Here is a 25,012-nt window from a genome sequence, read left to right on the forward strand (position 1 = left end):
GAGGCAGGCGAGGGCGATCCTCGACCGCCGGCTCGAGACCCATGTCGATCATCCGGTCGCCGTCGCCCTGTCCGGCGGCGGCGATTCCGTCGCCGTGCTGCACCTCGCGGCGGAGTGGGCGAGGGCGAACGGCCGCCGTCTGCTGGCCCTCACCGTCGACCACGGCCTGAACCCCGACAGCGCCGCCTGGACCGCCCGCGCAGGCGAGCAGGCGAGGGCGCTCGGCGCCGACTGGCGGCCCCTCCGCTGGACCGACGACAAACCCGCGACGGGCATTCAGGCCGCGGCCCGCGCCGCCCGCCACGCCCTGATCGCCGAAGCCGCCCGTCAGGCCGGTGCACAGGTGATCCTGTTCGCCCATACCGCCGACGATATTGCGGAGGCCGATCTGATGCGGGCCGAGGGCTCGACCCTGGGCCGCCTGCGCGAATGGTCGCCATCCCCCGCATGGCCCGAAGGCCGAGGCCTGATGCTGCTGCGCCCCATGCTCCACGCCGGGCGAGCCGAGCTTCGGGACTGGCTGACAGGGCAGGGCGCCGACTGGATCGACGATCCGGCCAACACCGACACTCACCACACCCGCAGCCGCGCCCGCGCCCGTCTCTCCGGCGCCCGCAGCGAACCGGCCGAACCGGGCCCGGTCCACGGCGTCCTCTCTGTCGAGGACGACCTCATCCGCCTGAGCTGCGACGTCTGCGCCCGCGCCCTGTCGGCGGCCCTCGTCTGCGCCGGCGGCGGCGACCGTCCTCCGCGCGGAGACCGTCTCGCTGTAAACCTCTCGCGCCTCCGTTCGGGCGAGGCCTTCACCGCGACCACATGCGGCGCCCGGCTTGAGGCGCGGGGCGACGCCGTCTTCGTTATCCGTGAAGCCGGGGAGTTCCGCCGCTCAGCCACGCAAGTTGTCCCGCTTCAATCCGGCGTCGAGACGATCTGGGACGGGCGCTGGGCCGTGACGGCGCCCTCGTCCGGCTGGCGCGCCGGTCCCGTCGCGGGACGAATGAAGCGTCTGTGCGACGCCGATCGTCGCATCCTTCTGGATCATGCGCCGTCCGCCCGCGCTGTCCGTCCTGTCTTGCTGCGGGACGGCGAACCTGCCCCGGTTCTTGCAGGAGAGGCGGTTAAAGCGCGCTGTCTGGTCGGCGAACGACTGGCCCTCGCGCTGGACCGAATGACGCACGAACGGGACCTTGGGCACGCCATGCATGGCGCAACGCCTTGGAACCACCTATTTTCGGGCGCTGACATCACGAAGTGACGGTCCGCCGCCGGCGGATCGAGGAGTCGAGACGAGAATGAACCTGCGCAACCTGGCCATCATCGGCGCGGTCCTGCTGGCCCTGCTGGGCACCTATGTGGTGCTCAACCGCGGCGGCACGCTGCAGAACGCGACCGCACCCGGAGCCGCCGCGCCCGCCACGGCGAAGGCTGCCGCGAACAGCCGTCCGCAGCCGATGAGCTATTCCGACCTGCGCAAGGCCATCGCCGCGCAGGGGGTGACCGAGGCCAAGGTGCGCGGCGAGGAGATCACCGCGACCCTGCGCGAGGGCGGCGTCGTCAAGGTCGTCACCCCGATGCCGAACGCCGAAACCGTCGAGGCCCTGATCGCCTCGGGCGCCGAGGTCGACGCCCAGTCGGCCCGTCAGCCCATCTGGGTCAGCGCCCTGATCGGCCTGCTGCCCTTCATCCTGATCATCGGCCTGTGGATCCTGATCATGCGCCAGATGCAGGGCGGGGCCCGCGGCGCCATGGGCTTCGGCAAGTCCAAGGCCAAGCTGCTGACCGAGCACAAGGGCCGCAAGACCTTCGAGGACGTCGCCGGCGTGGACGAGGCCAAGGACGAACTGCAGGAGGTCGTCGACTTCCTGAAGGATCCGGGCAAGTTCCAGCGTCTGGGCGGCAAGATCCCGAAGGGCGCCCTGCTGGTCGGCCCTCCGGGTACGGGTAAAACCCTGCTGGCCCGCGCCGTCGCGGGCGAGGCCGGCGTGCCCTTCTTCTCCATCTCGGGTTCCGACTTCGTCGAGATGTTCGTCGGCGTCGGCGCCAGCCGCGTCCGCGACATGTTCGAGCAGGCCAAGAAGAACGCGCCCTGCATTATCTTCATCGACGAGATCGACGCCGTCGGTCGTCACCGCGGCGCCGGTCTGGGCGGCGGCAATGACGAGCGCGAGCAGACGCTCAACCAACTGCTGGTCGAGATGGACGGCTTCGAAGCCTCGGAGAACATCATCCTGATCGCCGCCACCAACCGTCCCGACGTTCTGGACCCGGCCCTGCTGCGTCCCGGCCGCTTCGACCGTCAGGTCGTGGTTCCGAACCCCGACGTCTCGGGCCGCGAGCGCATCCTGCGCGTCCACATGAAGGACGTGCCGCTGGCCGCCGACGTCAACGTCAAGACCATCGCACGCGGCACCCCCGGCTTCTCGGGCGCTGACCTGGCCAACCTCGTGAACGAAGCGGCCCTGACGGCGGCCCGCAAGGATCGCCGCATGGTCACGCACCGCGATTTCGAGGACGCCAAGGACAAGGTCCTGATGGGCTCGGAGCGTCGCTCCATGGCCATGAACGAGGAAGAGAAGCGCCTGACTGCCTATCACGAGGCCGGCCACGCCATCGTCGCCATGAACGTCAAGATGGCCGACCCGGTGCACAAGGCGACCATCGTCCCGCGCGGCCGCGCGCTGGGCATGGTGATGCAACTGCCGGAAGGCGACCGCTACTCGATGAAGTACCAGCAGATGATCGACCGGATCGCCATCATGGCCGGCGGCCGCGTCGCCGAGGAGCTGATCTTCGGCAAGGAGAACATCACCTCGGGCGCCTCGTCGGACATCGAACAGGCCACCAAGCTGGCCCGCGCGATGGTCACCCGCTGGGGCTTCTCGGACATCCTGGGCACCGTGGCCTACGGCGAGAACCAGGAAGAGGTCTTCCTGGGGCACTCGGTGGCGCGCAGCCAGAACGTCTCGGAAGAGACGGCCCGCACCATTGATGCAGAGGTCAAGCGTCTGGTCACCAACGGCTGGGACGAGGCTCGCAAGATCCTCACCGAGAAGGCCGGGGATCACGAGAAGCTGTCCCAGGCCCTGCTCGAGTACGAGACCATGTCGGGCGAGGAGATCAAGGACCTGCTGGAGAAGGGCGTCACGCCGAACCGCGACGAGAACAACTTCCCCAACGCCGGACCTTCGGTCTCGGTCCCGATCACACCGGTGTCCGACGGCACCGAGGTCGAAACCCAGACGGTCCACTGAGGACCGGTCAGACGAAGCGTATGGCGAAGGGCCGGAGAGCAATCTCCGGCCCTTTCTGTTTTCAGACCAGGGTGTCCTCGTCCTCGATCAGGACCGCCGTCAGCTTGCGCAGGCGACCCGAGGGATCGGGCCACCGTATGGACTGGCCGGCCGAAAGGCCCAGCAGGCCAGCGCCGACGTGCGAAAGCGGCGAGACAAGGCCGAGGTCGATATCGGCTTCAGAGGGCGGCACGATCTTGATCCTGCGAGGTCTGCTCCCGCGATCGTCGACGTAGTGGACCCAGCAGTCGAGGCCCACCGTGTGGAGGCGTCGTCCGGAATGATCGATGCGGGCCCGATCGAGTTCCTGCCGAAGCAGGCCGGCGACGCCGTCTCCTTCGACCTCCCCGACAAGGGTGGACAGCAGGGCGTGATCAGCAGAGCTGAGCTGGATGGCCGGGAGGCGTGCCGGCGCGTCGCCGGAAGTGCGGATGGGCATTGGAAATCTCGAAGTTCGGGCCCGCCGTCCACGGCATGGCCCTGAGTTGAGGCAGAGGCCGTGTCACCCGGAGACGAGACACGCGTCATCGTCCCCGGGTCATCCGCCTGCGACGAGGCGTCCCGCGTGGTTCAGCAACCGGCCCTGCTCGGACATTCCGATCATGGATCGAAGCTAGGCCGACGGCTGAGGAAGTCAAATCAGGCAGGCGTAAGTCTTCGAAGACAAGTTTGCAAAGCAAACAAGTCCGCGCTACATCGTCGATCCTCAACCGAGGGGAGCCGTCATGTCCGCGTCCGAAACCCATCTGCCCGAGCGCCTTCACGGCCTCGACGCCCTGCGCGGCGGCGCCCTGCTGCTGGGCGTGGTCCTGCACGCCAGCCTGTCCTTCTTCCCGCAGCAAATCTGGATCGTCGCCGACGACAGCCGCTCGATCGGCGCGGCGGGGCTATTCTTCGCCATCCACCTGTTCCGGATGACAGCCTTCTTCCTGATCGCCGGCCTGTTCGCCCACATGATGCTGGCCCGCAAGGGCTGGTTCGGCTTCGCGAAGGATCGCGCCGTCCGCATCACCGGCCCGCTGCTGGCCTTCTGGTTCCCGGTCATGGCCGGCATCGTCACGGCCCTGGTCTGGAACGCCCACGCCAACGGTCTGGTCACGCCGGGCGCGCCGCCACCCCCGCCGCCGACCTATGACTGGACCAACATCCCGCTGACCCACCTGTGGTTCCTCTACGTCCTCAGCCTGTTCTGCATCGTCGCCCTGATCCTGCGCGCGCCCTTCGCTGCGCTGGATCGAAATGGCGGCTGGGGTCGTCTGGTCGACCGCCTGACCGGCGCCCTGATTGGCTGGTGGACGCCCTTCCTGCTGGCCGCGCCTCTGGCTCTGGCCTTCTGGCTGGACCCGAAATGGATCGCCTTCTTCGCCGTGCCGACGCCCGACGCCGGCCTGATCCCGCACACCGCCGCCCTCGTCGGCTTCGGCCTGGCTTTCGCGCTCGGCTTCCTGCTGGATCGCCGCCGCGACCTGCTGACCCGCCTTGCCGGCTGGTGGCCTGTCTATCTGATCCTGGCCGTGGTGTCGGGCGTGTGGAGCTATGTCCTCGCCGGCGGACCCAGCCTGACCCCGATGACCGAGCCGACGCAGGCCAAGGCCATCGCCGCGGCTGTCGTCGCCATTGCCGTCTTCAGCTCCGCACTGGCCGCCGTCGGCCTGTGCCTGCGCTTCCTGTCCGGCCACAGCCCCATGCGTCGCTACCTCGCTGACGCCTCCTACTGGGTCTACATCCTGCACCTGCCGCTGGTCATGCTGGCGCAGGTCTGGGTGCAGAACTGGGCCGGCCCGTGGTGGCTGAAGCTGGCTGGAGTCTCGCTGGGCGTCTTCGCCGTATGCCTGATCTCCTACGAACTGACTGTCCGTCACGGCTTCATGGGCAAGTGGCTGAACGGCCGCCGCATCCCTTGGCGTCGCCCGGCGCCCGCCGCCGCCATCCCCGCCGAATAGCTTGCCAAGCCCGACCGGCTCGTCCACCCAATCGGGACGAGCCGGTTCCGGAGAATCGCCCACATGCCCTCCAAGCCCCGCCTGCATTCCCCTGAGGACGACCTCGCCTTCATGCGCTCGATCGTCGAGGGTTCGGGCCGGCCACCCATGACCCTCGCCATCTGCTACCTCGCCGGCGGCCTGCTCTACGGTCTGCAGTGCCTGTTCCATGTCGGGCAGGTGATCGGCCTGATCCGCTGGCCCGATCTGGCCAATCTGATCTTTGTCGTCGGCATCACGGTGGCCTTCCTCGTGATCCTGACCTGGGCGATCCTGCATGATCGCAAGGCCGGTCCGTCGAACCGGGGACCGCTGGCTGCCCGGATGACCAGCGCGGTCTTCAGCGCCACCGGCATGGCCAACGCCGCCGTCGTCATCGTCTTCGCCGTCGGCGCCATTCGCGATCAGGACTTCGCCATCTGGCTCTACTACGCCGCCATCGTCTTCGCCCTTCAGGCCGCCGCCTGGCTGGTGGCGTGGAACCTGAAGAAGCGGCCGTGGATGCTGGCGACCTCGCTGGGCGGCTGGGTCACGGCCGTCGCGCTGGGCGTGCTGGTGCGCGAGCCGGTGGCCTATCTCGGCGTCTGCACCGTCGCCCTGTTCCTGCTGTTCGCCCTGCCGGGCTGGATCCTTTTCCGCGATGCCCGTGCAGGGAAGGCGGCCTGACACATGGGACTGGCCGACCTCGGCAGGATCGATGACGTCATCCACGGCCGCATGCGGCTGGGGATCATGGTCTATCTGGCCGACGTCGACAGCGCCGACTTCACCGAGCTGAAGACCGTGCTGGAGGCGACCCAAGGCAACCTGTCCGTCCACCTGAAGAAGCTGGAAGAGGCGGGCTATGTCGCCATCGCCAAGAGCTTCAAGGACAACAAGCCCCTGACCCGCGTCTCGATCACCACCGAGGGCCGCAAGGCGTTCGGCGTCTATCTCGAGGCCATCGGCAAGCTGATCGGAGGGCGCGACTGATGGCCCCCATCGTCGTCGATCCGAAGCACGTCCGCGAGTTCGTCGACTTCGACGCCTTCTACGGCTGGCTGGCCGACAACCACGCCAGCGCGCCTGAGGTCTGGATCAAGATCCACAAGAAGGGCTCGGGCCTGCCGTCCATCAATCACATCGAAGCCATCGACGCCGTCCTGTGCTGGGGCTGGATTGACGCGGTGCGGAAGGGCTTCGACGAGAAGAGCTTTCTCCAGCGCTACGTGCCGCGCGGCAGGAAAAGCGTCTGGAGCCAGGTCAACGTCGCCAATGTCGCCCGCCTGATCGAGGCGGGCCGCATGACCGAACACGGCCTCAAACAGGTCGAGGCTGCAAAGGCCGATGGCCGCTGGGACGCCGCCTATCGGGTCAAGGGCTCGACCGTGCCGGACGACCTGCAGGCCGCACTGGATGCCGACGCGAAGGCGAAGGCCTTCTTCGAGACCCTGACCGCCCAGAACCGGTTCGCCCTGATCTTCCGCCTGCAGTCGCTGAAGACTGAGGCGGGCCGCAGGAAGCGCATCGAGGCCACCCTCAACATGCTGCGCAAGGGCGAGACCATCTATCCGCAGGCTAGCAAGTCATGACCGGCCTTCCCCGCGTCATGGGCATCGTCAACACGACACCGGACAGCTTCTCGGACGGCGGCCGGCACGATGGCGTCGAGGCCGCTGTCGCCCACGGGCTGAAGTTGGTCGAACATGGCGCGGACATCCTCGACGTCGGCGGCGAGAGCACCCGGCCGGGCGCCGAGCCTGTGGGCGTGGACGAGGAGATCGCCCGCACCGCGCCGGTCATCGCCGGCCTCGCGAAGGCCTGGGGCGGGCCGATCAGCATCGACACCATGAAGCCCGAGGTCGCCCGCGCCGCCGTCGCCGCCGGGGCGACGATCTGGAACGACGTGGCCGCGCTCGGCTATGCGCCGGACGGCATGAAGACCGCCGCCGCGCTCGGCTGCGACATCGTCCTGATGCACATGAAGGGCGAGCCGCGCACCATGCAGGACGCCCCGCACTATGACGACGTGGTCGCCGAGGTCGCCGACTGGCTGGACCATCGGGCGGGCGAGGCCATGGCCGCCGGCGTCGCGCCCGATCGCATCTGGCTGGACCCCGGCATCGGCTTCGGCAAGACGGTCGAGCACAATCTGCTGCTGACCGCACACCTCGACCGCATCGGCGCATCGGGCCTGCCGGTCCTGTACGGCGCCAGTCGCAAGCGCACGATCGCCGGCATCGATCCGACCGCAACCGATCCCATGGATCGCCTCGGCGGCTCGCTGGCCCTCGCTTTGGAGGCCGCCCGCCGCGGCGCCGGCATCGTCCGCGTCCACGACGTGCGCGAGACGGTTCAGGCGCTCAAGGTGCAGGTGGCTCTGGACGCTGGCTTGCGTCCGCGCTGAGTCTCCGCCATCTGCCCGTCATGACCTCATTGGGACGCGTTCTGATCATCGCCGGCTCCGACTCGGGCGGCGGGGCGGGGATACAGGCGGATGTGAAGGCCGTGACAGCCCTGGGCTGCTTCGCGGCCACCGCCATCACGGCGATCACGGTGCAGAACACCCTCGGCGTCCATGGCGTCCATCCGTTGCCGCTCGATCTGATCGAGGCGCAGGCGCGGGCGGTGCTGGACGACATCGGAACCGACGCCATCAAGACCGGCATGCTGGGCTCGACCGACGTCGTCGAGCGCGTCGCCGCCATCCTCGACAGCTCCGACGCGCCCGTGGTCGTCGACCCGGTCATGATCGCCAAGGGCGGCCACCCGCTGCTGCCCGATGAGGCGGTGGAAGCGGTGAAATCCCTGATGGTGCCCCGCGCGACCCTGCTGACCCCCAACGCGCCCGAGGCCGAGGCCCTGACCGGCCTTCCGGTCGCCGATCTGGACGGCCAGCGTCGCGCCGGCGCCTTCCTCATCGGGATGGGGGCCAAGGCCGTGCTGATGAAGGGCGGCCATGTCGCCACCGGCGACCGCGTCATCGACGTGCTGGTGACCGAGGATGGCGAAACCCTGCTGGAGGGCGAACGGGTCGATACCCGCCACACCCACGGCACCGGCTGCACCCTCGCCAGCGCCTGCGCGGCCGGTCTGGCGAAGGGGCTTTCGCTTGAGGCCGCCGTGACTGAAGCCTGGGCCTATGTCGCCGAGGCCATCCGCCGCGCGCCCGGTCTGGGCGGCGGCCACGGCCCGCTGGACCACGCCTGGCCGATGCGGGGCGACCGGTGAGCGATCTCGAAACCCGCCTCGCCGACATCGTCCGCGCCAGCCCTGATTTGATGCATGTCCTGACGACCGTGCGCGGTCTGGGGCTGAACGACTGGCGGGTCTTCTCCGGCGCCGTCTATCAGGCCGTCTGGAATGACGTGACCGGCCGCCCCGCCGGGTACGGCATCAAGGACTACGACCTCGGCTATTTCGGCCCGGACACCAGCTGGGACGCCGAGGACGTGGTCATCAAACGCGTCGCCGCCGTCTTCGAACCGCCCTTCCGGGACATCGTCGAGGTGAGGAACCAGGCGCGGGTTCACATTTGGCATCCGGCGAAGTTCGGTGGCTCCTACCCGGCCTTGACCAACACGGATGAGGCCCTGACACGCTTCGTCGCGCCGTGTTTCGCGGTCGGTGTCAGGCTCGAAAAGGACGGAGAAATCACCGTGGCCGCGCCATTTGGGCTGGGTGACGTGTTCAATCTGACCATCCGTCCGACCCCGGACAGGCCCATCGCCAACGACTGGGATCGCATTATCGATAAGGCGAAGGCGCGTTGGCCGGAACTCAATATCGTTCAGGTCTGATTGCGGACCTGCCCAAACGAGTTAGCTTTGGGCATTAAAAGTTGGCGACCAAGGTCATGACCGTTCATCCCGTTTCCGCACTAACGACCGAATGGCTCCCGGAGTGCGATTTCGCGGTCATGAACCATGGATTCATGACGCACGGGCGCGACTATCAGATCATTATTCAGGACATGATCAGCGCGCGGCCCGGAACACATCGGCTCACATTCACACATGTTGTGCGGGCGGATTGTCAGACCGCGTTGTCTGCCGATGGCTGGTCGGGATCGTGGGATGACATATTCCTCGACTACGAGCTTTCGAAAGACTTGGACGGCTACGTCTGGGGGACGAACTGGTCACTGGCCTATCCGGGGATCACGGCTCTGATCGGCGACTACGAGGCCGACGAGTGGACACGCAAGGTGCGTCGGCCAATGTATGCGGCGACGCTGGAAACGGACCGCTTTAGCCTGCGGCTGATCTTCCACTCTCTGCGATCCGAAATGGTCACGGATGACACCTCGTTGGTCAAACAGGTGATCATTCCGTTGGCTTGAAAATGGTCCGAACATACAAACAGAGTTGCGTCCATCTGTGGTTCGAGAACCGTTTCGGCGAGCCCTGTGAGGCCCTGCCCGACACCGATACGGCGCTGAGCCGCTTCGTCGCCCCGGCCTTCGCGATCGGAATCCGGCTTGAGGGGGACGACAGCATCAGCATCGCCGCGCCTTTCGGACTGGAGGACATGTTCGCCATGGTCCTGCGTCCCAACCCGCGTCGCCCTCTGGCGAAAGACTGGGACAAGGCCGTCGCCAGCGCTTCCGCCCGCTGGCCCGAGCTGCGCGTCGAGGCATGAGGAAGGGGCGCGACCCTTCCGGATCGCGCCCCTCGGACATCGGGGAGGATGTCTCAGGTCGCCTTAGCGACGACGGTTGTCCCAATCGCGGCGCTCTTCACGCACCTGACGCGACAGACGGTCGTATCGGGCGTCGAGCTCCTGACGCTCGCGCAAGCTCAGGCCGCCGCGCTGATAGGAGTATTCGAGGCGAACCAGCTGGTTCAGCTCGTTGCGCAGGCGGGTCGCCTCGCGGCGGCTCAGCTGGCCATTGCGCTGACCCACATCGATGCGGCGATCGAGGTTGTGCTTGCGCTGCGAGATCGGCTGCCAGCCGCGGTGGTTCTGCTCGTAGCCGCCGCCACGGTACTGGGTGGTCATGGCGGCGGAGGCCGATGCGGCGGCCGGGACAGCCACGGTAGCCGCGGCCAGGGCGAGGGCGGGGATAAGGGCTTTCTTGAACATGACGTTCTCCTTGGCGTTCACCGCAACCGGATCGGCTGCGTTGATGTGGAGAAGACCACCCCCGGCCTGAGCCGCATCTGAACACGGCAGGTCAGTTAACGTTCATGTGCGTGAAATCGACGTCATGGGCGGATGACGAGACCTCTGCTCGCGTCTAAAGGCTCGTCCGCGCGCACGAGGCGAGGGCGGTGGCCTGAAGCTGAAACCGGAATACACTGGTCGTTCAGCCGTCGTTCAGAGGCCGAGGATTAAACCCGACGACATGAAACGGATGCTCGCCCTTTCCCTGGCCGCCCTGATCGCCGCAGCGCCCCTGAGCGCGGCTGCGCAGGATCGTGGCGACCGCGATGATCGCGGCCCGCGTCGCGACCGTTCGGAACAGCAGGAGCGCCCCGAACGGGAGCGGCCGCAGATCAGCTATTCCGAAGCCGCCAGCATCGCCCGGTCGCAGGCCGGGCCCGGCGCCCGCTTCGTGGGCTCGCAAGGCATCCAGGGCGGGCGCTATGTGTTCGCCTTCGAGCGTGACGGCCGGGTCTTTAACGTTTCCGTCAGCGCCTACCGCTAGGAGCCATCATGCGAGTTCTTCTGGTCGAGGATGACGCGGACCTGTCGCGCCAGCTGAAAACGGCGCTGGGCGATGCGGGCTACGCCGTGGACCACGCCGCGGACGGCGAGGAAGCCCACTTCCTCGGCGACACCGAACCCTATGACGTTATTGTGCTGGATCTGGGCCTGCCCAAGATCGACGGCGTGTCGGTGCTCGAGCGCTGGCGTCGGGAAGGCAAGGCGACACCCGTCCTGATCCTGACGGCGCGCGGAGCGTGGTCCGACAAGGTCTCCGGCTTCGACGCCGGGGCCGACGACTATCTGACCAAGCCGTTCCACACCGAGGAATTGCTGGCCCGCCTGCGCGCCCTGCTGCGCCGCTCGGCCGGCATCGCCTCGGCGACCCTGTCGTGCGGCGGCCTGCGTCTCGATCCGCGCGCGGCCCGCGCCAGCGTCAATGGTGAGCCTCTGCGCCTGACGTCGCTGGAGTACCGCCTGCTGCACTATCTGATGATGCATCAGGGCCGGGTCATCAGCCGCACGGAGCTGGTCGAGCACCTGTACGATCAGGACTTCGACCGCGACTCCAACACCATTGAGGTATTCGTCGGTCGTCTGCGCAAGAAGATCGGTTCTGACCGCATCGAGACCGTCCGCGGCCTGGGCTATCGGCTGACGCCGCTGGCCGGGGAGTCCGACGCGGCGTGACGGACGACGCGGGGGCAGGCGAGACGGTCGCGGAACCGAAGACCTGGGGCCGGTGGTTCGGCCGTCCGGGCCGCAGCCTGACGCGTCGGCTGATCTGGCTGGCCTCCGCCTGGATTCTGATCGCCCTGCTGGTTACCGGATGGGCTCTGACGAAGCAGTACAGCGAAAGCACCCTGCGGCGTCTCGGCAATGTCCTGGCCATAACGATCGATGAAGTCGTGCTCGCCAGCACGGCCGACCCCGCTGGCGTGACAGTCGCCGAGATCAAGGACGCACGAACCCTCCGCCCCCTCTCCGGCAAGTACTGGGCGGTGGCCGAACTCGATGGTGATCGCGGCGTCCGCTTCCTCGCACGGTCGCCTTCGCTGGCCGGAGAGGATCTGCCGGTGCCTCGCGACCTGCCGCCCCGCCTGCGTGGCGCTTTCGGCCAGACCATCAGCTACAACGGCCGCGGTCCCATGGGGGCGCCGCTGCGCATCGCCGCCAGCCTCAAGACCCTGCCGGGACGGGAGCGGCCCGTCGTGCTGATGGCGGGCCTCGACCGATCCGAACTGGATGCCGACGCCCGCCAGTTCGCGACCTTCACCTGGATCGCCTTGGCCATGCTCGGCGGCGGTCTGGTCATCGCCGTCTTCCTGCAGGTGCAGATCGGCTTGCGTCCCCTCTTCGGCTTGCGCAACGAGATCGCCGATGTCCGCAAGGGCAAGGCGGCGCGGATCGCAAAGACCTATCCGCTCGAAATCCAGCCGCTGGCCGAGCAGGTGAACCGCTTGCTGGACCAGAACCAGGAGACCGTCGAACGCCAGCGCACCCACGTCGGCAATCTGGCCCATGCGCTGAAGACGCCCCTGTCGGTCATGCTTGCCGAGGCCGGTACGCAGAAGGGCCAGCTGCCCGACATGGTCCGCAAGCAGACCGAGATCATGAAGGCGCAGGTCGATCACCATCTGCGCCGCGCTCGCGCCGCCGCCCGCGCCCAGCTGCTGGGTGAGCGTACGCCGATCGCCGAGGTCATCGACGAACTGGCCGTCATGCTGGAGCGGGTGTTCGAAACCAAGGGCGTCGAGATCGACTGGCGTGCGCCGGACGAGCTGGGCTTCCGCGGCGAGCGACAGGACCTGCAGGAGATCCTCGGCAACCTGATGGAGAACGCCTGCAAATGGGCGAAGCGCCGGGTCCGGATTTCCGCGGGCCCTACCGGACTCGGCCAGATGGTGCTGGTCGTCGAGGACGACGGGCCGGGCCTGCCGGCCGACCAGCGCGAGGCCGCCCTGCAACGGGGCATGCGGATGGACGAGACCACGCCGGGATCCGGTCTGGGCCTCTCGATCGTGGTGGAATTGACCCGCGCCTATGGCGGTCGCATCACCTTGGGTGACAGCGACATGGGGGGGCTGAAGGTGCTTCTGGAACTGCCGACCGCCGAGGTTTGAGACCAGCCGGCTGGATAGGGCCTGTTAACCGCGTCCTGTCATGGTCGAGCTTCGGTCCGGGCCTCCCCGGCCACGAGGTGTTCTGTATGTCCGGGCTTTCGACTGCCCATTCCGTCGCCCTTGCCGCGCTTCTGGCGCGCTGTTCCGAGGCGATGCTCAAATCGGTATCGACGACGGTTTCGGGCCTTCCTGGTGAGAAGGCCAATGACCTGCGCCGCATGCTGGCCGAGGAGATGACGGACCGACGCCGTCGCGCCGTCGCCTTTGCGCCGATCCTGCCGATGTTCGCCGAGCGCGCCGACGGAATCCCTGCGACCACCTTCCCACCCGACGTGCTGGCGCGGCTCTGGAAGGCCGCCAGCGGTCGCGAGCCGCAACTATTGCCTCGTCTCGATGAAGACGAGGGCGGCGAGATCATCGTCGCGAACCGTATCTGTCAGGCCGCCGCCTCGATCGTGCGCGATCGGCCCGATCTCGTCTGGCCCGAGGCGTCCCGTCCGGACATCCGCGACAAGGGGCTCGAAGATCTGGTGATCAGCCTGGACCTCGCTCATCTGGCGCGCAGGGCGTTGCCGCTGATCGACGTGTGGCTCAAACGCCCGGACGGCGATCAACTGGCCGAGCTCCGCCTGATGGTGAAGGACGGCTCCGGGATTCACGCCGACGGGGCGTGGCGGCTTGTCGAAATCCTCTTTGCTCACTTGGCGGACGCCGTACTCGTCCTTCGCATCCTGACGCGCACCTCCGGCGCGGCGGACCGTATCGGCTTCCTCAGCGTGTCCGAGATGGGCGAGTTCGTGGAGCGGCTGCTGAACGGCGTGAGCCAGCGGGTCGAACGCCTCACAGCCTGGGCCACGGCCGGCGGCAAGGACGATATCGCGCCGGTGATGGCTGATCTCGACTGGTGCGCCAACGTGCTGGCCGAGCTGGATGTCACCCTGACGCTCGAGCCGGACTCGCCTTGGGGCATGAGCGTGCGCGAAAGCCGTCTGGCCGTCGCCGCCTGGATGACGACCCTTTACCGCAAGGCGGACAAGGCCGTGGACGCCGCTCTCCCGATGACGCGCGTTCAGACGTCCGGCCGGATGACACGTCAGGTCCCGGACCTGTCCGCCCCCGCCCGGGGCGAGGCGGCCGAGACGGCCTTCGCCCTGATGAAGCTGGTCGGCGTAACCCGTGGCGCGGCGTCGACCTTCGGCGCCGAAGCCGGGCGCAAGGCCTTGATGGACGAACTGGTCGAACGGCTGACGTCGTATGCGGACCAGATCCTCGGCGTGATCAACGATGAAGCGACGGACCGGAACCACGCGCTGGCGCTGATCGCGGTCGCCGCCCGCTACCTCGAACTGATCGAGGCGAAGGAGGCGGCGAAGACCGTGCGTCGCCGCGCCGCAGTGGCGGGTGGAAGCGCCGTGACGGCGGGGGCCTCGTCGGCGGCCGCTTGATCGGCTACATCGCGCGGCGATGACGTTTTTCTGGATCATGACAGCGCTTCTGGCGGCCCTGGCAGGGCTGCTGGTGCTGACGGGTGCGCGCCGCGGCGCCGACGGGGGCGAGGCGCCGGAAGCTTCGGCCGCCGTTGAGCTGTCGGAGCTGGATCGCCTGAAGGCGCGCGGCCTGCTGGACGAGGCCTCATGGACCGCCGCTCGTGCCGAGGCCGGACGCCGTATCCTTTCGGCCGAACGCACGGCGCAGCCGATCCTCGCGGGCGGCAAGGATCGCTTCTGGGTGCTGGGCGGGATCGTCGCGACGGTGCTGGTTTCGCTGGGGGTCTATTTCGCGATCGCTGCTCCCGGCCTGCCCGATCAGCCTTATGAACAACGGGTCGACGAGTGGGCGACCTCGGTCGAGGCGCTGGAGCCGGTTCAGGTCGCCGCCGTGGTCGATCGTATGGTTCGCTCCCAGCCCGAGAACCATCAGGCCCTGACCATGCTGGGCGCGGCCCGCTTCCAGGCCGGCGATCCCATCGGTGCCGCCTCGGCCTTCCGCCGCGCGCTGGAGCTGGAACCGAACGACGCCCGAAGCTGGTCGCGTCTCGGTGAAAGTCTCGTCCGCGCCAACGACGGCGCGGTCGGTGGTGACGCTGAGGCCGCCTTCCGCCGCGCGCTGGCGCTGGATGCCAATCAGGGCGGGGCGCGCTACTTCCTCGGCGAGGCCGCGCTGGCGCGCGGCGACGTGGCGGAGCTTCGCTCCCTGTGGGGGCCGCTGATGGCGTCGCTGGATCCGTCGGATCCGCGTCTGGCCGAGCTGACCACGCGCCTCGCCGCGGCGGAGGCCCGTCAATGAGCTGGTTGCCGAAGTCTCCCAAGGCGCGCCGCCGCCTGTGGGTCGTGGCTGCCGTCGCCCCGATCCTCGCCCTCGCCGTCGGCCTGTCGCTTTGGGCCATGCGCGACAGCGTGACCTTCTTCTTCTCGCCATCCGAGGTGACCGCCGAGAACGCGCCCGCCGGCCGTGTCGTGCGTCTGGGCGGTCTGGTCGAGGCCGGCAGCGTGGAGCGCGACGGCACGGGCGAGATCGCCTTCGTCGTCACCGACAATCTGGCCAGCACGCGCATCGTCTATCGCGGTGAATTGCCCGACCTGTTCCGCGAAGGGCAGGGGATCGTGGCCCAAGGCGCCTTCCAGCCCGACCGCACCTTCCGCGCGACCCAGGTTCTGGCCAAGCACGACGAGAACTATATGCCGCGCGAGGTCGCGGATCGCCTGAAGGAAACCGGTGAGTGGCGTCCCGAGGACGGCGCGCCTGCACGGGCCGGAGTCCCCACAACGTGATCGTCGAAGTCGGGGCCTTCGCCCTCATCCTGTCCCTGATCCTGGCGGTGCTGCAGACCGTCATGGCCGGCGTCGGCCGCCTGCGTCGCAGTCCGGTGCTGGCGGGCGCAGCCGATGGCGCGGCGCTGGCTTCTGCGCTGGCCGTGGCCGTCGCCTTCGCCGCCCTGATCTTCGCCTTCGCGGCGTCGGACTTCTCGGTCGCCAACGTCGCGGCCAACAGCCATACCGACAAGCCGATGCTCTACAAGGTGGCAGCCGCCTGGGGCAGCCACGAGGGCTCGCTGCTGCTGTGGTGTCTGGTCATGACCGGCTTCGGCGCAACCCTGGCCCGCGCCCGCAACCTGCCCTTCGGCCTGCGCACCTCGGCCGTCGCGACGCAAGGCGTGCTGGGCGCCCTGTTCCTCGCCTTCGCGGTCTTCACGTCGAATCCGTTCGCGCGGCTGGAACCCGCGCCGTTTCAGGGAGGGTCGCTGAATCCGCTGCTGCAGGACCCGGCGCTCGCCTTCCATCCGCCGCTGCTCTACCTCGGCTACGTCGGCTTCTCGGTCTGCTTCTCGCTGGCCGTCGCCGCCCTGATCGAGGGACGGGCCAACGCCAGCTTCTGGCCGGCCTGGGGCCGCTGGGTCCGGCCTTGGGCGCTCGCCAGCTGGGCCTTCCTGACCGTCGGCATCGCCCTGGGCAGCTTCTGGGCCTACTACGAACTCGGCTGGGGCGGCTGGTGGTTCTGGGACCCGGTCGAGAACGCCAGCTTCATGCCGTGGCTGGCCGGCGCGGCCCTGCTGCACAGCGCGGTGGTGACGGAGCGCCGCGGCGCGCTGGCCGGCTGGACCACCTTCCTCGCCCTGCTGGCCTTCACCTTCTCCATGCTGGGCGCCTTCCTCGTGCGCTCGGGCGTGCTGACCAGCGTTCACGCGTTCGCCGTCGACCCGAAGCGCGGCCTGATGCTGCTGGCCATCCTCGGCGTCACCGCCGGCGCGGCCTTCGCCCTGTTCGCCTGGCGGGCGCCGCAGCTGAAGGGCGGCGGCATGTTCGCCCCGGTCAGCCGCGAGGGCGCGCTGGTGCTGAACAACCTGTTCCTGACCGCCGCCGCCGCGACGGTGCTGCTGGGCACCCTGTATCCGCTGATCCTCGAGGCGGCGTCGGGCGCGACCATCTCGGTCGGCCCGCCCTATTTCGCCCTGACCTTCGTGCCGCTGATGGCCGTGGCGCTGTTGATCCTGCCCGCTGGCCCGCTGCTGGCGTGGAAGCGCGGCGACCTGAACGGCGCCCTGCAACGCTTGTGGGTCGCGGCCCTGCTGGCCGTCGCCCTGGGCCTCGCCGGCTGGGCCATGTTCGAACCGAAGAAGGCGCTGGCCGCCGCCGGTCTGGCGCTGGGCTTCTGGCTGATCGTCGGCGCCCTGGCCGAGACCGCCGAGCGGGTGCGCCTCTTCCGCGCGCCTCTGGCCGAGGTCTTCCGCCGGGCGAAGGGCCTTCCGCTCGGCGCCTGGGGCATGACGCTGGCTCATGCCGGGCTCGGCGTCTTCGTGCTCGGGGCCGTGGTCGAGACCGGCTACCGGATCGAGACCGGCCGCCCACTGCAGGTGGGTCAGTCGATCGAGGCTGCAGGCTATTCCGTCCGACTGGATCAGGTCCGGGTCGTCGAGGGCCCGAACTATCTGGCCGAGCAGGGCCGGTTCACCATTGAGGTTCAGGGCGGCAGGACCCGCACCCTGACCGCCGAGCGCCGCTTTTTCCCCGCAGGCGGCCAGACGACGACCGAGGTCGGCCTCGACTTCCGTGGACTGGACGACGTCTATGTGGTGCTGGGCGAACGCGCGGCGCTCGTCGATGGCCAGCCGAGCTGGAGCGTGCGGGTCTGGTGGAATCCCTGGGCGCGGCTGATCTTCCTTGGACCGGCGATCATGGCGCTGGGCGGGCTGCTGTCGCTGCTGGATCGTCGTCTGAGGATTGGGGCCGGCGGGAGGAAGACGGGATGAAGCGGGTCCTGCTGGTCGCCATCGCCGCCGTCGGCCTGATCGCCGCGGAACCCATCCCCGCGCCCGACACGCCCTTGCCAGATGCGGCGCAGGAAGCGCGGGCCCAGCGCCTGTTCGACGGCATCCGCTGCGTGGTCTGCCAGCACGAGGCCATCGCCGACAGCCCCGCCGGCATCGCCTCCGACATGCGTCGTCTGGTGCGCGAGGAAATCGCGGCCGGTCGCACCGATGCGGAGGTCCGGGCGGATCTGGTGACCCGCTACGGCGACTTCGTTCTGTTCAAGCCGCCGGTGCGGGTCGGGACGTGGCTGCTGTGGTTCGGTCCGTTCGTCGCCCTGCTGCTGGTCGGCGCCGTCCTGTTGGTCGTCGGCCGTCGCCGGAGAGCGGAAATCGAACCGCTTTCGTCAGTTGAGGAAGCCCGGCTGGCCGATATTCTCGCGAACGGCGATCTTCGCCGTAGTCATGACGCAAAGCCGTCTGACGACTGACACTGCGCGGGACCCAACATTCCGCCACGGGCGTTGGTGTTGCGACACACGCCCTCTATCTAGGGCCTAACGGGCGTCATTTGTCGCCCGACGAGAGGATCGCAGGATACCCATGGTGAAGCGCAAGGAATTCATTCTCGGGGCCGTGGTCGGCCTGACCTTCGCGGCGGCCGCGACCGCCGGCGGGGTCATCAGCTGGCCGACCGCTGCGGCGGGTCCGGTGGCCGGGGTCTCCGGTCGTCTTGCGCCGAGCGCGGGCGCGGCCGGCCTCGCCTTCGCGCCGCCGCAGGGCGCGCCGCTCAGCTTCGCCGACATCTTCCAGCAGGTCGCTCCGGCCGTCGTCCAGATCGACGTCAAGGCGCGGGTCGAGCGCCCGCGCGGCGGCTTCATCCAGATCCCGGGCCTCGGCGTCATTCCGGCGCCGGGCGGTCAGGGCGGGAGCGAAGGCGAAGAGGGCGAAGCTCCGACCGCCATGGGCGCGGGTTCGGGCTTCTTCATCTCGGCCGACGGCTACATCGTCACCAACAACCACGTCGTCGCCGATGCCGTTGAGATCACCGTCAAGCTGGCGGACTCGCGCGAGCTGCCGGCCCGCGTGATCGGCCGCGACGAGAACACCGATCTGGCCGTCATCAAGGTCGACGGGACCGACTTCCCGTTCGTGACCTTCGAGGAAGAGGCTCAGCCCCGCGTCGGTGACTGGGTCATCGCCGTCGGCAACCCGTTCGGTCTGGGCGGCACGGCGACGGCCGGTATCGTTTCGGGTCTGGGCCGCAACCAGCTCGACGCCCGTACGCCCTATACGGACTACATCCAGATCGACGCGGCCATCAACCGGGGCAACTCGGGCGGCCCGACCTTCGATATCTACGGCCGTGTCATCGGCGTGAACTCCGCGATCCTGTCGCCGACCGGCGGCTCGGTCGGCATCGGCTTCGCGATCCCGGCCTCGGTCGCCAAGCCGATTACGGACCAACTGCGCCGCGGTGAGTCGATCACCCGCGGCTATGTCGGCGTCGGTATTCAGGATCTTTCGCGCGAAGAGCGCGCCAGCCTGGGTCTGGATGCCCGCTTCAAGGGCGCCTACGTCGGCACTGTGACGCCGGGTGGTCCGGCCGACACCGGCGGCGTGCAACTGGGCGACATCGTCACCCACGTGAACGGTCAGGAAGTCCAGAACAGCAATGACCTGACCCGTCGCATCGGGCAGGTGCGTCCCGGCGAAACCGTGCGCCTCCAGATCCTTCGTGATGGTCGGCGCGAGACGGTGACGATCCGTGCGATCACTCGTCCGTCCGAAAGCGAGCTGAACGCCAGTGGCGGCATCGGGCAGACGCCGGAAGCGCCTCAGGGCGCACCGTCCGCGGGCACGGAAGTTGTCGGCCTTACGGTGGCTCCGATGACGCCGGCGCTGCGTCGTCAGCACGAAGTGCCGGAGCGCATCAGCGGGCTCGTCGTCACCCAGCCCGGTCGCGGAGCTGCACAAGGGGTTCAGCCGGGCACCGTTATCATGCGTGCAGGAAACGGCCCCGTCACGACCGTCGCCCAGTTGCAGGCGGCCGTCGAGGCGGCTCGCCAGAACAACACCGGCGTCTTCCTGATGTTCTGGACACCGGCTGGCGTGCGCACCGGCGTGCTCGAAGTTCCGAAGTCTGAATAAGGCTTAACTGACGGGATCGTCGCGGATGCATTACACTCCGCGACGAATCTCGTTTTTCGGGGGCTGACTATGCGAATTCTGGTGGTCGAGGATGACGCCGAGGCCGCGACCGCCATGGTCCGTGGGCTAAGTGAGGCTGGCCATGAGGTCACCCATGCCGTCGACGGCGCCTTCGGCCTGCTGGAGGCGCAGAAGGGTGGCTACGACGTCTATGTGGTGGACCGGATGATGCCGCGCCTCGACGGCATCGGTATGGTCGAGACCCTGCGCAAGGACGGCGATCAGACCCCGGTCCTGTTCCTGTCCGCCTTGGGCGAGGTCGAGGATCGCGTTGTGGGCCTGAAGGCCGGCGGCGACGACTATCTGGTCAAGCCCTACGCCTTCGCCGAGCTGATCGCCCGCGTCGAGGCCCTGTCGCGCCGTCGCGAGACTGGCTCGGTGGCCACCATGCTCAAGGTCGGCGATCTGGAGATGAATCTGATCGCCCGCACGGTGCACCGCGCCGGGCAGGAGATCGACCTGCAGCCGCGCGAGTTCCAACTGCTGGAGTTCCTCATGCGCCACGCCGGCCAGTCGGTAACCCGGACCATGCTGCTGGAGAAGGTCTGGGAGTATCACTTCGACCCCCAGACCAACGTCATCGACGTCCACATCAGCCGCCTGCGCGCCAAGATCGACAAGGGCTTCGACAAGGCCATGCTGCAGACCGTGCGCGGGGCGGGATACCGTCTGGAGGCCTGACGCCTCCGCATGAAGCTCCCCTCGCTCCTTCGCCGCACGCCCTTCCGGCTGACGCTGCTGTTCCTCGCCATGTTCGCGGCGGCGGCCAGCGCGATCCTGGGCTACGTCTATGTGGCGTCGGCCCAGGAGGCCCGCGTGCGCGCCGAGGCGGCCGTCCGGTCCGAGCTGCGCGCCCTGAAGGGCGTTTACGATCAACGCGGGTCCGCGGCTCTGAACAGCGTCATGATCGACCGGCTGCTGAACGACGGTCCGTTCCTCTATGTTCTGATGGACCGCGATGGCGGGGTCATTACCGGTTCGTTGACCGCCTCTCCGGTGACGGACTACACCTCAGGCGAGCAGTGGATCACCTATCCGTACACGGACACCGATCCCGACGGGCGCGTGACCCGGCCGCAGGCGCGGGGTGTACAGATCCGGCTGTCGGGCGGCGAGATGCTGTTCGTGGCCCGGTCCATGGGCGACACCGAGGCCTATCTGGCCCGCCTGACCCAGGCGCTCTGGGCCGCCATGGGCATCGTCCTGCTGCTCGGCCTCGCGGGTGGGCTGCTGGTCAGCCGCAACCTCGAACGCTCCATGACCCGGCTGAACAAGGTGGTCGGCGCGGTGCAGGATGGCGATCTGAAGGCGCGCGTCGCCGTTCGGAACTCCGGCGACGAGCTGGATGAGCTGGGGCAGGGGCTGAATGTCATGCTCGACCGGATGGAGGCCTCGATGGCCTCGATCCGCCACGCCGGCGACGCCATCGCCCACGACCTGCGCTCGCCGCTGACCCGCATGAGGGCCAAGCTGGAGGTCGCCCTGATCGACGCCGAGGCCGGTCGGATCGATGGGACAGATGCGCTCGAGCTCGCCTTGTCCGAGGCGGACAACCTGCTGAAGACCTTCAATACCGTTCTGGCCATCGCCCGCCTGCAGGCCGCCGCCGGATCGGGCCGCACGCCGGATCCGGCGAACTTCGACGCCGCCGACCTCGCTGCCGACATGGCCGAGCTGTACGAGCCGGCCAGCGAGGACAAGGGCCTCGACTTCTCCGCCGAGATCGAGCGCGGCCTCATGGTCGACGCCAACCGGCCCTTCCTCGCCCAAGCGCTGGCCAACATCATCGATAACGCCATCAAATACACGCCGACCGGCGGCGCGGTCATGCTGCGGGCCCGTCGTCGCTCGTCCGGCGAGATCGAGTTCTCGGTCACCGACACCGGCCCCGGCGTGCCCGAGGAGGACCGCGAGCGCGTGATCCAGCGCTTCGTCCGTCTGGACAACAGCCGTACCGAGCCCGGCTCCGGCCTCGGCCTGTCTCTGGTGGGCGCGGTCATGGAGGCCCACGGCGGGCGCATCACCCTCGACGAGGGCCCCGGCGCCTATGGCGAGTTCGGCCCCGGCCTGCGCGTCGCCCTCGTTCTCCCGGCGGCCAACGGATGAGGCTGCAGCCCTGCGGCCCGGTGCTGGACGCGGACGCTGCCGCCCGCGCGCACGAACGCCTGTCCGAGGTCGCGACCGAGGCTGGCTGGAGCGCCGAACTCGAGGCCGCCTGGCCCGCCTTGGCCCCAGCGTTCGCCGCCTCGCCCTACCTGTTCGGTCTCGCCCGGCGCTGGCCCGAGCATCTGCGCCTGCTGCTCGTCGGAGGGCCTGACGCCCGCCTCGCTGATCTTCTGGCCCGCACGGACGCCCTGACCGGCGGCGCCGACGAGGCCCGTGTCCCGTTGCGGAAGATGAAGGGCGAACTCCATCTGTTGACGGCGCTCGCCGACCTCGGCGGCCTGTGGGACCTCGATCAGGTGACCGGCGCGCTCAGCCGGTTCGCCGACGCCTCGGCCCGCGCCGCCCTGCGCGCCGTCGCCCATGACCAGCGCGAGCGCGGCAAGCTGACCAGCGCGCCCGACGATCCGCGCGGCCCCATCCCCGGCCTGTTCGGCCTCGCCATGGGCAAACACGGGGCGGATGAGCTCAACTACTCGTCCGACATCGACATCAGCCTGTTCTGGTCGCCCGAGGTTCTGGAGCCGGTTCTGGACGGCGTCGAGCCGCAGCGCTTCGTCGACCGCGTCGCCCACGCGTTTTCCGGCCTGATGCAGGAGCGCACCGGCGACGGCTATGTCTTCCGCGTCGACCTGCGCCTGCGTCCCGATCCGTCCTCGACCCCGCCGGTCGTCGCCGTGCCCTTCGCCCTGACCTATTACGAAGGCGTCGGCCAGAACTGGGAGCGGGCGGCCTTCATCAAGGCGCGCGCCATGCTGGGCGACGAGGCCGAGGGCCGGGATTTCCTGAAGGCGCTGATCCCCTTCATCTGGCGCCGCAGCCTGGACTACCCGGCCATCCTCGACATCCAGTCGATCAAGCGTCAGATCCACGTCCATAAGACCGGCGAGGGGCTGGAGGCGGCGGGGGCGAACCTGAAGCTGGGCCGTGGCGGCATCCGCGAGATCGAGTTCTTCGCCCAGACCCAACAACTGATCCTTGGCGGTCGTGACCCGGCCCTGCGCACGCCTCGTACCGTCGATGCCCTTGCGGCCCTGCGTGAGGCAGGTCACGTCACCGCCGAGGTCTGCACCGAACTGACCGCCGCCTATGTCGAGCTGCGCGGTCTGGAGCATCGTGTGCAGATGCTGGACGACGAGCAGACCCACAGCCTGCCGCTCGATCCGACGCGTCGCTCGGCTGTCGGCGCACTGGCCGGGGAGGGTGATCTCGCGGCCTTCGATCGTCGCGTCGAGGCCCTGCTGGTCGGCGTGAACCGTCGCTACGGCGAACTGTTCGAGGGCGAGGAGCAGCTGTCGTCGCCCTATGGCTCGCTGGTCTTCACCGGCGTCGAGAACGATCCCGAGACGCTGAAGACCCTCGCGCATATGGGCTTCACCGAGCCCGCGACCGTAGCCGACACCATCCGCAGTTGGCACCACGGCCGCATCCTCGCGACCCGCTCGGCGCGGGGGCGAGAGCTGTTCACCCGTCTGGCTCCGCGCCTGCTGACGGCCATGGCGGACACCGGTACGGCGGACGACGCCTTCCGCCGGTTCGCCGTCTTCTTCGCCGGCCTGAGCGGCGGGGTGCAGGTGCAGGCTCTGTTTCTGGCCCAGCCCAAGCTGTTCGATCTGGTCGTCGGCGTCATGGCCTTCGCGCCGCGTCTTGCCCGCACCTTGGGCCGCTATCCGGCCGCGCTGGACAGCATGCTGGATGCCCGCTTCGAGCGCTCGATCGACGAGGACAGCGGAGTCGCGGATCTGATGGCGGCCGAGGCGGGAGCGTCTGCGGACTTCGAGGGCGCCATGAACGCCGTGCGCCGCATCCACCGGGATCAGAAGTTCCGCATCGGCATCCAGACGCTGACAGGCCGTGCTGGCCCCGAAGCCGCCGGCCGCGCCTGGACGGCCCTGGCTGACGCCGTCATGGCCGCTCTGGCTCCAGCCGCCATGGCCGAGACCGAACGGCAGGGCGGGGCGCTTCCCGGCGGCGCGGTGGCTGTCGTGGCTCTGGGCAAGGCCGGATCGCGCGAGATGACCGCCAGTTCGGACCTCGATCTGATGACTCTCTACGACGCGCCCGCCGAGGCGATGTCGGACAGCAAGGGCTGGGCGGCCGGGGTCTTCTTCTCCCGCTTCACCCAGCGCCTGATCGCGGCCCTGTCCGCGCATACGGCCGAGGGCGGATTGTACGAGGTGGACATGCGGCTGCGCCCCGGCGCGGCCAAGGGGCCGGTGTCCCTGCGCCTGTCCTCGCTGGAGGAGTACTACGCGACCGAGGGCGACACCTGGGAGTTCATGGCCCTGACCCGCGCCCGGGTGGTCTGGGCCAGCGATGCGGCGTTCGCTGACCGGGTCGCGGCCTCGCTCCAAGCCATCCTGCGCCGCCCCCGTCCCGACGCGGACATCCGCGCCGACGCCCGCCGGATGCGCGATCTGATGGCGCGCGAACGGCCCGGCCATGGCGCCTGGGACCTGAAGCTCGCGCCCGGCGGTCAGGTCGACGCCGAGTTCGTGGCCCAGACTGGTCAGCTTGTGGAGGCAGCCGGCGGCGGCTCGCTGACGGCGTCCACGCTGGATGCCCTGAAGGATCAGCCCGCGCTGGCCGAAGCCTGGCGACTGCAGCAGGCGCTCAATCAGGTCATGGCCGCCGCCTTCGACGACAAGGTCGATCCAACGGTTGAGCCCGAACGCTTCCGCCAGCTGCTGGCCGAGGCCGGCGGCCAGCCCGATTTCCCGGCGCTGGAGGCCCATCTCAGGGCTGTCCGCGCGGCGGCGCGCGAGGCCTTCGAGACCTCACTTCCAGCCCTCCGCGACGGAGACTGAGGCGAACCGCGTTTGATCTCCTGACAGGGACGACAGGCCGGAGCACGGCCGTGGAGATCATCGA

25 protein-coding genes are annotated in these 25,012 nt (G+C 68.7%); 23 read left to right on the forward strand and 2 right to left on the reverse strand.

Translation table 11 applies throughout. From position 1 onward, the window contains the following. Nucleotides 1-94 precede the first annotated feature (94 nt). Entirely contained in the window at nt 95-1,255 is a 1,161-nt protein-coding gene (locus ABDZ95_RS05645) for a tRNA lysidine(34) synthetase (RefSeq protein ID WP_343791560.1), read from the forward strand. Between the two features lie 37 nt (nt 1,256-1,292). Next, nucleotides 1,293-3,251: an ATP-dependent zinc metalloprotease FtsH gene (ftsH, locus tag ABDZ95_RS05650; RefSeq protein WP_343791562.1), complete on the forward strand. Its 1,959-nt coding sequence runs from the start codon at nt 1,293-1,295 to the stop codon at nt 3,249-3,251. Between the two features lie 61 nt (nt 3,252-3,312). On the opposite strand, the gene ABDZ95_RS05655 is transcribed toward ftsH, so the two are convergent. After that, entirely contained in the window at nt 3,313-3,729 is a 417-nt protein-coding gene (locus ABDZ95_RS05655) for a GreA/GreB family elongation factor (protein ID WP_343791564.1), read from the reverse strand. 286 nt (nt 3,730-4,015) lie between these two features. Here ABDZ95_RS05655 and ABDZ95_RS05660 point away from each other — a divergent pair, with 286 nt between their 5' ends. The 9 genes from ABDZ95_RS05660 to ABDZ95_RS05700 all read left to right on the forward strand — a co-directional run bounded on the left by ABDZ95_RS05660 (nt 4,016) and on the right by ABDZ95_RS05700 (nt 9,892). Then, nucleotides 4,016-5,233, forward strand: coding sequence for an acyltransferase family protein (locus ABDZ95_RS05660; RefSeq protein WP_343791566.1), 1,218 nt, complete (start codon nt 4,016-4,018; stop codon nt 5,231-5,233). Between the two features lie 63 nt (nt 5,234-5,296). Beyond that, a complete protein-coding gene (locus ABDZ95_RS05665; RefSeq protein WP_343791568.1) occupies nt 5,297-5,938 on the forward strand; it encodes a hypothetical protein in 642 nt (213 codons plus the stop codon). Between the two features lie 3 nt (nt 5,939-5,941). Next, the gene (locus tag ABDZ95_RS05670) at nt 5,942-6,244 is read left to right on the forward strand and encodes a winged helix-turn-helix domain-containing protein (protein WP_343791570.1); all 303 of its coding nucleotides are present in this window, start codon (nt 5,942-5,944) and stop codon (nt 6,242-6,244) included. Next, nucleotides 6,244-6,843 carry a YdeI/OmpD-associated family protein gene (locus ABDZ95_RS05675; RefSeq protein ID WP_343791572.1) on the forward strand — a complete coding sequence of 200 codons (600 nt, stop codon included), beginning with the start codon at nt 6,244-6,246 and terminating at the stop codon, nt 6,841-6,843. Before ABDZ95_RS05670 ends, ABDZ95_RS05675 begins: the two co-directional genes overlap by 1 nt. Further along, nucleotides 6,840-7,658 carry a dihydropteroate synthase gene (gene folP / locus ABDZ95_RS05680; RefSeq protein ID WP_343791574.1) on the forward strand — a complete coding sequence of 273 codons (819 nt, stop codon included), beginning with the start codon at nt 6,840-6,842 and terminating at the stop codon, nt 7,656-7,658. The genes ABDZ95_RS05675 and folP overlap by 4 nt, the downstream gene beginning before the upstream one ends. 20 nt (nt 7,659-7,678) lie before the next feature. Then, complete coding sequence (thiD, locus tag ABDZ95_RS05685; RefSeq protein ID WP_343791576.1) at nt 7,679-8,482, forward strand: bifunctional hydroxymethylpyrimidine kinase/phosphomethylpyrimidine kinase; 804 nt, start codon at nt 7,679-7,681, stop codon at nt 8,480-8,482. After that, on the forward strand, nt 8,479-9,051 hold the full coding sequence (locus ABDZ95_RS05690; RefSeq protein WP_343791578.1) for a nucleotidyltransferase family protein: 573 nt from the start codon (nt 8,479-8,481) through the stop codon (nt 9,049-9,051). The genes thiD and ABDZ95_RS05690 overlap by 4 nt, the downstream gene beginning before the upstream one ends. Before the next feature lie 56 nt (nt 9,052-9,107). Next, nucleotides 9,108-9,593, forward strand: coding sequence for a YxiG-like protein (locus ABDZ95_RS05695; protein ID WP_343791580.1), 486 nt, complete (start codon nt 9,108-9,110; stop codon nt 9,591-9,593). Nucleotides 9,594-9,595: 2 nt separating this feature from the next. Further along, nucleotides 9,596-9,892 carry a nucleotidyltransferase family protein gene (locus ABDZ95_RS05700; protein WP_343791582.1) on the forward strand — a complete coding sequence of 99 codons (297 nt, stop codon included), beginning with the start codon at nt 9,596-9,598 and terminating at the stop codon, nt 9,890-9,892. A gap of 63 nt (nt 9,893-9,955) precedes the next feature. Here ABDZ95_RS05700 and ABDZ95_RS05705 read toward each other — a convergent pair whose 3' ends face one another. Beyond that, the gene (locus ABDZ95_RS05705; RefSeq protein ID WP_343791584.1) at nt 9,956-10,336 is read right to left on the reverse strand and encodes a hypothetical protein; all 381 of its coding nucleotides are present in this window, start codon (nt 10,334-10,336) and stop codon (nt 9,956-9,958) included. A 262-nt stretch (nt 10,337-10,598) separates the two neighbouring features. Here ABDZ95_RS05705 and ABDZ95_RS05710 point away from each other — a divergent pair, with 262 nt between their 5' ends. From ABDZ95_RS05710 to ABDZ95_RS05765, 12 genes are all read left to right on the forward strand, one after another. Further along, on the forward strand, nt 10,599-10,901 hold the full coding sequence (locus ABDZ95_RS05710) for a hypothetical protein (protein WP_343791586.1): 303 nt from the start codon (nt 10,599-10,601) through the stop codon (nt 10,899-10,901). Nucleotides 10,902-10,909: 8 nt separating this feature from the next. Continuing rightward, entirely contained in the window at nt 10,910-11,590 is a 681-nt protein-coding gene (locus ABDZ95_RS05715; protein ID WP_343791588.1) for a response regulator transcription factor, read from the forward strand. Next, nucleotides 11,587-13,023, forward strand: coding sequence for an ATP-binding protein (locus ABDZ95_RS05720; protein WP_343791590.1), 1,437 nt, complete (start codon nt 11,587-11,589; stop codon nt 13,021-13,023). The genes ABDZ95_RS05715 and ABDZ95_RS05720 overlap by 4 nt, the downstream gene beginning before the upstream one ends. Before the next feature lie 152 nt (nt 13,024-13,175). Further along, nucleotides 13,176-14,468 (forward strand): hypothetical protein, encoded by a 1,293-nt coding sequence (locus ABDZ95_RS05725; protein ID WP_343791592.1) that lies wholly within the window; start codon nt 13,176-13,178, stop codon nt 14,466-14,468. A 37-nt stretch (nt 14,469-14,505) separates the two neighbouring features. Then, nucleotides 14,506-15,309 carry a c-type cytochrome biogenesis protein CcmI gene (ccmI, locus tag ABDZ95_RS05730; protein ID WP_343791594.1) on the forward strand — a complete coding sequence of 268 codons (804 nt, stop codon included), beginning with the start codon at nt 14,506-14,508 and terminating at the stop codon, nt 15,307-15,309. Continuing rightward, nucleotides 15,306-15,794 carry a cytochrome c maturation protein CcmE gene (gene ccmE / locus ABDZ95_RS05735; RefSeq protein WP_343791596.1) on the forward strand — a complete coding sequence of 163 codons (489 nt, stop codon included), beginning with the start codon at nt 15,306-15,308 and terminating at the stop codon, nt 15,792-15,794. The genes ccmI and ccmE overlap by 4 nt, the downstream gene beginning before the upstream one ends. Beyond that, nucleotides 15,791-17,770, forward strand: coding sequence for a heme lyase CcmF/NrfE family subunit (locus ABDZ95_RS05740; RefSeq protein WP_343791598.1), 1,980 nt, complete (start codon nt 15,791-15,793; stop codon nt 17,768-17,770). Before ccmE ends, ABDZ95_RS05740 begins: the two co-directional genes overlap by 4 nt. Next, nucleotides 17,767-18,258 carry a cytochrome c-type biogenesis protein gene (locus ABDZ95_RS05745; RefSeq protein ID WP_343791600.1) on the forward strand — a complete coding sequence of 164 codons (492 nt, stop codon included), beginning with the start codon at nt 17,767-17,769 and terminating at the stop codon, nt 18,256-18,258. The genes ABDZ95_RS05740 and ABDZ95_RS05745 overlap by 4 nt, the downstream gene beginning before the upstream one ends. Before the next feature lie 112 nt (nt 18,259-18,370). After that, nucleotides 18,371-19,918: a trypsin-like peptidase domain-containing protein gene (locus tag ABDZ95_RS05750; protein ID WP_343791602.1), complete on the forward strand. Its 1,548-nt coding sequence runs from the start codon at nt 18,371-18,373 to the stop codon at nt 19,916-19,918. A 69-nt stretch (nt 19,919-19,987) separates the two neighbouring features. After that, nucleotides 19,988-20,659 carry a response regulator transcription factor gene (locus ABDZ95_RS05755; protein ID WP_343791604.1) on the forward strand — a complete coding sequence of 224 codons (672 nt, stop codon included), beginning with the start codon at nt 19,988-19,990 and terminating at the stop codon, nt 20,657-20,659. Between the two features lie 9 nt (nt 20,660-20,668). Beyond that, complete coding sequence (locus ABDZ95_RS05760) at nt 20,669-22,084, forward strand: sensor histidine kinase (RefSeq protein ID WP_343791606.1); 1,416 nt, start codon at nt 20,669-20,671, stop codon at nt 22,082-22,084. Next, complete coding sequence (locus ABDZ95_RS05765; RefSeq protein WP_343791608.1) at nt 22,081-24,948, forward strand: bifunctional [glutamine synthetase] adenylyltransferase/[glutamine synthetase]-adenylyl-L-tyrosine phosphorylase; 2,868 nt, start codon at nt 22,081-22,083, stop codon at nt 24,946-24,948. The genes ABDZ95_RS05760 and ABDZ95_RS05765 overlap by 4 nt, the downstream gene beginning before the upstream one ends. The last annotated feature ends 64 nt before the right edge of the window (nt 24,949-25,012 follow it).

This window comes from Brevundimonas kwangchunensis (assembly GCF_039523815.1).
Classification (GTDB): domain Bacteria; phylum Pseudomonadota; class Alphaproteobacteria; order Caulobacterales; family Caulobacteraceae; genus Brevundimonas; species Brevundimonas kwangchunensis.

Bases quoted from the DNA above. Each gene is read 5' to 3' on its own strand.
- ftsH (WP_343791562.1), top strand. From the start codon at position 1,293: ATGAACCTGCGCAACCTGGCCATCATCGGCGCGGTCCTGCTGGCCCTG.
- ABDZ95_RS05655 (WP_343791564.1), bottom strand. From the start codon at position 3,729: ATGCCCATCCGCACTTCCGGCGACGCGCCGGCACGCCTCCCGGCCATC.
- ABDZ95_RS05660 (WP_343791566.1), top strand. From the start codon at position 4,016: ATGTCCGCGTCCGAAACCCATCTGCCCGAGCGCCTTCACGGCCTCGAC.
- ABDZ95_RS05665 (WP_343791568.1), top strand. From the start codon at position 5,297: ATGCCCTCCAAGCCCCGCCTGCATTCCCCTGAGGACGACCTCGCCTTC.
- ABDZ95_RS05670 (WP_343791570.1), top strand. From the start codon at position 5,942: ATGGGACTGGCCGACCTCGGCAGGATCGATGACGTCATCCACGGCCGC.
- ABDZ95_RS05675 (WP_343791572.1), top strand. From the start codon at position 6,244: ATGGCCCCCATCGTCGTCGATCCGAAGCACGTCCGCGAGTTCGTCGAC.
- folP (WP_343791574.1), top strand. From the start codon at position 6,840: ATGACCGGCCTTCCCCGCGTCATGGGCATCGTCAACACGACACCGGAC.
- thiD (WP_343791576.1), top strand. From the start codon at position 7,679: ATGACCTCATTGGGACGCGTTCTGATCATCGCCGGCTCCGACTCGGGC.
- ABDZ95_RS05695 (WP_343791580.1), top strand. From the start codon at position 9,108: ATGACCGTTCATCCCGTTTCCGCACTAACGACCGAATGGCTCCCGGAG.
- ABDZ95_RS05700 (WP_343791582.1), top strand. From the start codon at position 9,596: ATGGTCCGAACATACAAACAGAGTTGCGTCCATCTGTGGTTCGAGAAC.
- ABDZ95_RS05705 (WP_343791584.1), bottom strand. From the start codon at position 10,336: ATGTTCAAGAAAGCCCTTATCCCCGCCCTCGCCCTGGCCGCGGCTACC.
- ABDZ95_RS05710 (WP_343791586.1), top strand. From the start codon at position 10,599: ATGAAACGGATGCTCGCCCTTTCCCTGGCCGCCCTGATCGCCGCAGCG.
- ABDZ95_RS05715 (WP_343791588.1), top strand. From the start codon at position 10,910: ATGCGAGTTCTTCTGGTCGAGGATGACGCGGACCTGTCGCGCCAGCTG.
- ABDZ95_RS05725 (WP_343791592.1), top strand. From the start codon at position 13,176: ATGCTCAAATCGGTATCGACGACGGTTTCGGGCCTTCCTGGTGAGAAG.
- ccmI (WP_343791594.1), top strand. From the start codon at position 14,506: ATGACAGCGCTTCTGGCGGCCCTGGCAGGGCTGCTGGTGCTGACGGGT.
- ccmE (WP_343791596.1), top strand. From the start codon at position 15,306: ATGAGCTGGTTGCCGAAGTCTCCCAAGGCGCGCCGCCGCCTGTGGGTC.
- ABDZ95_RS05745 (WP_343791600.1), top strand. From the start codon at position 17,767: ATGAAGCGGGTCCTGCTGGTCGCCATCGCCGCCGTCGGCCTGATCGCC.
- ABDZ95_RS05750 (WP_343791602.1), top strand. From the start codon at position 18,371: ATGGTGAAGCGCAAGGAATTCATTCTCGGGGCCGTGGTCGGCCTGACC.
- ABDZ95_RS05755 (WP_343791604.1), top strand. From the start codon at position 19,988: ATGCGAATTCTGGTGGTCGAGGATGACGCCGAGGCCGCGACCGCCATG.
- ABDZ95_RS05760 (WP_343791606.1), top strand. From the start codon at position 20,669: ATGAAGCTCCCCTCGCTCCTTCGCCGCACGCCCTTCCGGCTGACGCTG.
- ABDZ95_RS05765 (WP_343791608.1), top strand. From the start codon at position 22,081: ATGAGGCTGCAGCCCTGCGGCCCGGTGCTGGACGCGGACGCTGCCGCC.